A 6,812-nucleotide genomic window follows, 5' to 3' on the forward strand; every position below is an offset into this window, starting at 1 on the left:
GAGTTTTATATTCAGTTTATAAAAATTACTTTCACAAACTTATGTTTTTAAAGATCTCAAACTCTCTCCATCTCATTTGATGTCGTTCGTCTGTTTTTGGACGGGAATTATAGGGAATTACTTCCGCTTTGTCAAGGGGTTTTTCTTTATTATTGCTTAAATTTTGGAATTTGTTTTATTTGCTTTACTTATAATTGTCTTTGTTCTTTTAATGCACTTTAATATTCTTATTAATCCTTCGTTTACTTTTATTAAGTAATATATCATATAAGTAATACAAGTATCTGTATTATTAAAGATGTTATTAAGAGTAACATAATAAAATTACACAATAAATATAATAAAAAGGACATACGTATGTATAATAGAGATTATTTATCTAATAATTCATCTCATTCACAAGAATCATCACAAGTACAGTTGATGGCTTTCTTAAAAGCAACATATCAATTATTTGCAGGTTCGCTTTTAGCAGCAACTGCGGGTGCTTATATTGGTTTAGATATCGTTGCATATTTAATGGGAGGAGTTAAATGGGCTTTATTTGGACTTGAATTAGCATTAATATTTTTTGTTATTCCAAGAACTAAAAATATTCCAGGTGTTAACTTAGCTGTTTTATTTGCATTTGCATTTATTTCAGGATTAACAATTGCTCCATTATTAGCATCTATATTTGCTATGCCAGCAGGTGCTTCAATAGTTGGTCAAGCATTTTTAATGACTTCTGTTGCATTTGGTGGAATTTCTATGTTCGCAATGACTACAAAAAGAGATTTCTCTTCAATGGGAAAAATGTTAATTATTGCGTTAATTATAATGATAGTTGCAGGTATTTCTAATATCTTTATTCAATCATCATTATTTCAATTAGCAATTGCAAGTGTTGGAGCATTATTATTCTCAGCATTTATCCTTTATGATACACAACAAATCATTAGAGGTGGATACGATTCTCCAATTGAAGCAGCATTGTCTTTATACTTAGATTTCTTTAATTTGTTTATTTCTTTATTACAAATTTTAGGAATTATGAATAGCGATGACAAATAACAACTAACTCCTTTTGGAGTTAGTTATACTACTAATGACTAATATGAAATCAAACGAACTACGAATTATTGATGCAAATTTAAATAGATTACGAGAAGGAATTCGAGTAGTTGAAGATATATTTAGATATGTATATAATGATAAAACAACTGCCCTAAAGCTAAAAGAATTACGACACTTATCAAGACTTACTCTTTATTTGGAATTACTTCAAACAAGAGATATAAAAAATGATGTACTAAGAGAATCTATAAAAAGCGAACAAAATAGAACTGATTTAGACTCAATTCTAATTGCAAATTTCAAACGTGCGCAAGAAAGCTCAAGAGTGTTAGAAGAACTTTGTAAGCTAATCTCAATAGAAGATAGTGAAAACTTTAAATATATTAGATATGAACTTTATAACTTAGAAATAGTTTTAACAAATATTACTTCAAACTCTAAATAATCAAGCTTATACTCTTTATATAGTTTTTTTGCATTTTTAAAATCTAATACAGATGTTCCACCACTTACACCCGATTTCTTTATATAATCGAATAAATCTTTTTTATTTGTAAACTCTAATTTATACATTATTGTTTCAAATTCACAATTAAAGTGTTCATTAAATGCTTTTTTTATTGATTCTTCGTCTAAAATAGGTGATTTGGATTGTGTTATGCTTTGTATTGTTTTAAATGTATTTGATGTAAATAAAACTGCGTTAATTTCATTTGAAACCAATGAAAGCTGTTTTATTATCTTTGATAAATCTTTTGACCATTGCAATGCAGATGATGACAATACTATATCAAAACTATCATTTTTTATGTCATCTAAAAAATCTTGTGTATCAAAATCAAAACACTTAACATCAATATTATCAGCTTTTGGATGTAATTGACACATTGATGATGAAAAGTCTACTGCTTTATAGTATTCAACTGGCCATGTTATTTGATTAAATACTTGTCCAGAACCACAACCTAATTCTAATATTCTTTTAGGCTTAAAAGACAAGTCTCTAACAAGAGATTTTGCTACGATTTGTTGGATTATATTGTGATTGTTATATTGTTTTGCATATTTGGAAAATTCGTTTTTTATTGACAAGTTTACTCTTTACGTTATTATCTAAAAATAGTTATATATTCATTTTAACTTTTTTTTAATAAGTTTTAGGTAAAATATATACCATTTTTCAAAAAGGAAATAGATAATGACATCTACACTTTTAGTAGTTCAATTTGTTTTAGCAATACTTATAACAATAATCATCTTACTTCAAAAGAGTTCAAGTATAGGATTAGGTGCTTACAGCGGTAGTAATGAATCATTATTTGGGGCAAAAGGTCCAGGTAATTTTTTAACAAAAGCAACAATGGCACTAGGTTTAATTTTTGTAATCAACACTGTTGTTTTAGGGTTTATGTATAACGAAGAAAGAAATAAAAGTGCTATTGATAATATCAAAACAGATACTTTAATTCCTTCAACTCCAATTACAAGCAATGAACCTGCAGCTCCTGCAGCTCCTGCTTCAAGTCCTGTACCTGAGGTACCTTCAAAATAAGTTATTAAAAGAAAAAGAGAATATCTTTTCTTTTAATATATAGTCTTATTTCTGATATAAATTAGAATAAAATAAAAATCTAAATAGTATAATGAGCATACTATTTTAAATAAAAACAAAATAAAAGGGGAATCAATGTTAGAAGAGCTTTATGCTGAAACTAAGGATCATATGGAAAAGTCTATTGAGGCTTTAAAAAGAGATTATAAAACTTTAAGAACAGGGAAAGTTACTACATCTGTTTTAGATGGTGTAAAAATTGATTATTATGGAACACCTACTGATTTAAATCAAGTTGGTTCTGTATTAGCTGCAGATGCAACAACAATCGTTGTAAATCCATGGGAAAAAAATCTTTTAAGTGATATTGAAAAAGCTATTCAAAATGCTAACATTGGTGTTAACCCAAACAATGATGGTGAAGTAATTAAATTATTCTTCCCTCCAATGACTGTTGATCAAAGAAAAGAGAGTGCTAAAGGCGCTAAAGTTATGACTGATAATGCAAAAGTTGCTATTAGAAACATCAGAAAAATTGCTAATGATAAAATTAAAGTTTTACATAAAGACAAAGAAATTACTGATGACGAAAGTAAAAAAGCTCAAGATGAAATCCAAAAAATTACTGATTCTTTTGTAGTAAAAGCAGATACTACTTTAAAAACAAAAGAACAAGAAATTTTAACGGTTTAATTATGAACGTAGCAGAAATATATAAGGATGCATCAGCATTATTAGAAGGTCACTTCAAATTAAGTAGTGGAAATCACTCACAATTTTATTTACAATCAGCTAAAGTTTTAGAAGACCCTAAAACTGCAAAATTATTAGCAGAAGCTCTTGCTGATCAAATTAGAGAATCAGGAATTAAAGTAGATGCTGTTTGTTCACCTGCACTTGGTGGATTAATTGCTGGATTTGCTTTAGCAACTGCTCTTGATGTTAGATTCATTTTTGCAGAAAGAGTTGATGGTGAAATGACTATTAGAAGAGGGTTTGAAGTACAAGAAGGTGAAAACTACATTATTTGTGAAGATATTATCACAACTGGTGGATCTGCTTTAGAAGCTGCTAAACAAGTTGAAGCTGATGGTGGAAACATTGTTGCTTATGCAGCACTAGCAAATAGAGGTTTTTGTTCAAGAGTTGGAAGCGAATTAGAAGCTAAAGATAATTGTAAACTTCCTTTAAATAAACCACTTTTTGCATTAGATGATTTTACTTTTGAGATGTATGCAGAAGACAATTGTCCATTATGTAAAGATGGAAGTACTGCTTATAAACCAGGTAGTAGAGGAAACTAATGAGCCGTTGGAGAGATATTAAACAAAATAGAAATAGTTCACAAAACGATATTTCTATAAAAGAAGAATCAAGTATTGAGTCTTCTTCTATCTCTTCAAGACTTAGAGCCTTTTTAACAGATACTTTTTTAATCACAACGCCAATTTTTTATGTAGTAATCTATTTAATAATGGGTAGTGGTGAAGCTTTTGCACAAGATAGAACTTCAGGTTGGTTAATGATTTTATTTGTTCATGCTTCAATTATCTTATTTTTCTGGTTAGTAAAATCTCAAACTCCAGGATTAAAAGCATACACGATAAAAGTAGTTGATAATAAAACAAAACAAAAAATATCTTTTATTCAGGCACTTGTTCGTTATACCACAACTTTAATAGCTGTTGTATCACTATTTTTAATGTTTTTACCTTTTCTAAGAAAAGATAAAAAAACTTTTCAGGACATATTATCTAATACAATCATTATTGACGAAAAATAATGCTCTTTTTTAATTTATCAGCTTTTTACTTTTTCTATTTTGCTGCTGTTGGTGTATATGTAATTTTTATGCCAAAAGTTTTACATGATATTGGTTATTCGACGTTTGATATTGGTATCATTTTTGCCCTTGCACCTTTAATGAGGTTTGCAACTCCATTTTTATTTTTAAAACATATTACATTAAATCAAACTGTTTTTAAATCAGCTTTATTTTTATCTATTTTATCATCATCACTATTTTATATTACAATTGAAAATTTTTATGCTTTTATGTTAAATAATGCAATATTAGGTGTATGTTTATCACTTATTTTGCCCTATTTAGAAGTTACTGCAATAAAAAGCTTAGGAAGTGATAAATATGGAAAATCAAGACTTTTTGGTTCAATTGGTTTTATGTTAATTTCACTTGTACTTGCTAGTTATTTAACACAAGCTAAAATTGCTTTAAATTATTATCTAGCTACAAATATATTAACTGTTATATTTGCACTTTCTCTTATAAAATATGATACAAAATATATCCCAAATGCAAATGATGAGAAATTCTCATTTTTAAAATACTGGCCATTTTGGGCAAGTCTGTTTTTTATGCAAATGAGTTTTGGAGGTTTTTATAACTTCTTTACTATTTATGAAACAGAACATGGAATTAGTTTAGAAATGACTTCATACCTTTGGTCTTTTGGAGTTATATGTGAAATTATAATGCTGTACTTTCAAGCACCACTTTTAAAGAATAATCTTTTAAATATTATAAAATTTTGTGTAGCAATTACAGTTGTTAGATGGGTATTATTATATTTATATCCTGACTCTTTAAGTGTTACATTTTTTACTCAAAGTATTCATGCCTTCTCTTTTGGACTTTATCATAGTACTGTAATCATTTATTTATACTCTCTTTATGAAAATAAAAAACTAGCACAACAATTTATGTATGGTGTTGCTTATGGTTTAGGTGGATTTTTAGGTGCGATAATTGCAGGTTGGGTTTATGGAGATAATCTATTTATTTATAGTGCAATTTTTGCTTTGATTTCTTTAATTGCACTATTTTTTGTTAAAAAAATTAATTAATACTCATAATTAGTAATTTAACATTTTTCTTTTCTTGAATCTCTTCAAGTTTTAAACCATCAATTTGCATATTCATAAACTCTTCATGTGAAGTGATTTTATTTTTTGCAATTTCTTGTAAAACTTTTCCTCTATAATACTTAGCCCAATGAGATACAACTTTACCATCTTTTATAAACTTAAATGTTAGAACATTTGCTTTTTTTACCTTATAAAACTTTTCATAATGCCCTGCTCTTAAATCTATTACTTCTTCACCAATATAGCTATCTAATTGCGTTGTAAAATTATCTAAGAAAAACTTTTCTATTGCTATATTATTTAATTTTGCACCTTGCTTATATTTATAATTTGGTATTTTGTCATTTGCCTTAATAGGTCCAAAAAGATTAGAAAATAAGATTACATTTTCATCTATATATTTTTGTGTTTCATTATCTAATTTATTATAATCAAGAGCATCAAAAGCAACTCCATTGTATCTATTGATTGCTTTCATTGTTGGTTTATTTATTAGACTTTCTTTATACTTTTTTACATCATCAAGTTTTTTTAATCCAAACCAAGCTGATAATTCTTCAATCGAAGAAGATGATAAATGCTTTTCATATATATTAAAAATCTCTTCTCTTTTTTCAAATAATTCTTCTAGAAAAAAGTTATCTTTACAAAATGCTTTTTCTTCTCCACCCTCATTTTTTGTTTCAGCAGGAGCTAATAATATTTTCATTTTTTTCCTTAATCTTCAAATGTTCCATCAACATAGAACCATTTATTTTCTTCTTTTAAAAATCTACTTTTTTCTATAAAAGATGCATCTATTCCATTTTGTATAAGATTTGCTTTAAATGTAACAAAACTTTCAATTTCGCCATCAATTTGTTCTAAAATATCAACATGTAAAAAATCAGTAGCTTCACAAAAATCTAATATAGAATTACTCCATGCAAAAGTATCATTTGAAAAGTCTTGATTAGTTTTATGAGTTGTACCTATAATATATTCAGCATTTTTTATTGCATATGCACAAAATCTTGATTTCATTAATTCAACTGCAGTATTAGGAAAAGTGCCATTGTGAAAAGGTTTACAACATTTTTTGTATTTTTTTGTTGAACCACAAGGACAGCTATTATTTGGGGATATTTTCAAAATGAACCTCTTAAAAAAAATTAAGAGATTCTAACATAAATGTAGTAAAATTCTTAAGACTCAGAATTTTTTCTATCTTTTTTTTCTTTCATTTTCTCTCTTTTTTCTTTTATATCTTTTTTTCTATCCATTGCTTTTTCATTTATTTTTTGTTTTCTCTCTTTAATCTCTTCTGCACTCTTATTAG

General features: G+C 27.2%; 10 protein-coding genes. 7 read left to right on the forward strand and 3 right to left on the reverse strand.

Features of this window, described 5'->3' with window-relative positions; all coding sequences use genetic code 11:
- Positions 1-357 precede the first annotated feature (357 nt).
- Positions 358-1,053, forward strand: a complete 696-nt coding sequence (locus tag ACERKK_RS09575) for a Bax inhibitor-1/YccA family protein (protein WP_373772862.1) — start codon at positions 358-360, stop codon at positions 1,051-1,053.
- Between the two features lie 34 nt (positions 1,054-1,087).
- Entirely contained in the window at positions 1,088-1,501 is a 414-nt protein-coding gene (locus ACERKK_RS09580; protein WP_373772863.1) for a thiamine-phosphate pyrophosphorylase, read from the forward strand.
- Here the strand turns inward: ACERKK_RS09580 and ACERKK_RS09585 are convergent.
- Positions 1,453-2,148, reverse strand: a complete 696-nt coding sequence (locus ACERKK_RS09585; protein ID WP_373772864.1) for a methyltransferase domain-containing protein — start codon at positions 2,146-2,148, stop codon at positions 1,453-1,455. The genes ACERKK_RS09580 and ACERKK_RS09585 overlap by 49 nt on opposite strands.
- Before the next feature lie 106 nt (positions 2,149-2,254).
- Between ACERKK_RS09585 and secG the strand changes: the two genes are divergently transcribed.
- The 5 genes from secG (at position 2,255) to ACERKK_RS09610 (ending at position 5,473) form a co-directional block, all read left to right on the forward strand.
- Positions 2,255-2,608, forward strand: coding sequence for a preprotein translocase subunit SecG (secG, locus tag ACERKK_RS09590; protein ID WP_373772865.1), 354 nt, complete (start codon positions 2,255-2,257; stop codon positions 2,606-2,608).
- Positions 2,609-2,743: 135 nt separating this feature from the next.
- Positions 2,744-3,301 carry a ribosome recycling factor gene (gene frr, locus ACERKK_RS09595; RefSeq protein ID WP_373772866.1) on the forward strand — a complete coding sequence of 186 codons (558 nt, stop codon included), beginning with the start codon at positions 2,744-2,746 and terminating at the stop codon, positions 3,299-3,301.
- A 2-nt stretch (positions 3,302-3,303) separates the two neighbouring features.
- The gene (pyrE, locus tag ACERKK_RS09600) at positions 3,304-3,912 is read left to right on the forward strand and encodes an orotate phosphoribosyltransferase (RefSeq protein WP_373772867.1); all 609 of its coding nucleotides are present in this window, start codon (positions 3,304-3,306) and stop codon (positions 3,910-3,912) included.
- The gene (locus ACERKK_RS09605; protein WP_373772868.1) at positions 3,912-4,391 is read left to right on the forward strand and encodes an RDD family protein; all 480 of its coding nucleotides are present in this window, start codon (positions 3,912-3,914) and stop codon (positions 4,389-4,391) included. Before pyrE ends, ACERKK_RS09605 begins: the two co-directional genes overlap by 1 nt.
- Positions 4,391-5,473 (forward strand): MFS transporter, encoded by a 1,083-nt coding sequence (locus tag ACERKK_RS09610; protein ID WP_373772869.1) that lies wholly within the window; start codon positions 4,391-4,393, stop codon positions 5,471-5,473. The genes ACERKK_RS09605 and ACERKK_RS09610 overlap by 1 nt, the downstream gene beginning before the upstream one ends.
- Here ACERKK_RS09610 and ACERKK_RS09615 read toward each other — a convergent pair.
- Together ACERKK_RS09615 and ACERKK_RS09620 are read right to left on the reverse strand one after the other, a co-directional pair.
- Positions 5,466-6,203 carry a YaaA family protein gene (locus ACERKK_RS09615; protein ID WP_373772870.1) on the reverse strand — a complete coding sequence of 246 codons (738 nt, stop codon included), beginning with the start codon at positions 6,201-6,203 and terminating at the stop codon, positions 5,466-5,468. The genes ACERKK_RS09610 and ACERKK_RS09615 overlap by 8 nt on opposite strands.
- An 8-nt stretch (positions 6,204-6,211) precedes the next feature.
- Positions 6,212-6,625, reverse strand: coding sequence for a YchJ family protein (locus ACERKK_RS09620; RefSeq protein ID WP_373772871.1), 414 nt, complete (start codon positions 6,623-6,625; stop codon positions 6,212-6,214).
- Between the last annotated feature and the right edge of the window lie 187 nt (positions 6,626-6,812).

It is taken from the genome of Poseidonibacter sp. (assembly GCF_041821165.1).
In the GTDB taxonomy this organism is placed as follows: Bacteria; Campylobacterota; Campylobacteria; order Campylobacterales; family Arcobacteraceae; genus Poseidonibacter.

What these genes read in the sequence shown, in the direction of transcription:
- ACERKK_RS09610 (WP_373772869.1), top strand. Translation starts at nt 4,391, where the DNA reads ATGCTCTTTTTTAATTTATCAGCTTTTTACTTTTTCTATTTTGCTGCT.
- secG (WP_373772865.1), top strand. Translation starts at nt 2,255, where the DNA reads ATGACATCTACACTTTTAGTAGTTCAATTTGTTTTAGCAATACTTATA.
- ACERKK_RS09575 (WP_373772862.1), top strand. Translation starts at nt 358, where the DNA reads ATGTATAATAGAGATTATTTATCTAATAATTCATCTCATTCACAAGAA.
- ACERKK_RS09615 (WP_373772870.1), bottom strand. Translation starts at nt 6,203, where the DNA reads ATGAAAATATTATTAGCTCCTGCTGAAACAAAAAATGAGGGTGGAGAA.
- pyrE (WP_373772867.1), top strand. Translation starts at nt 3,304, where the DNA reads ATGAACGTAGCAGAAATATATAAGGATGCATCAGCATTATTAGAAGGT.
- ACERKK_RS09605 (WP_373772868.1), top strand. Translation starts at nt 3,912, where the DNA reads ATGAGCCGTTGGAGAGATATTAAACAAAATAGAAATAGTTCACAAAAC.
- ACERKK_RS09580 (WP_373772863.1), top strand. Translation starts at nt 1,088, where the DNA reads ATGACTAATATGAAATCAAACGAACTACGAATTATTGATGCAAATTTA.
- frr (WP_373772866.1), top strand. Translation starts at nt 2,744, where the DNA reads ATGTTAGAAGAGCTTTATGCTGAAACTAAGGATCATATGGAAAAGTCT.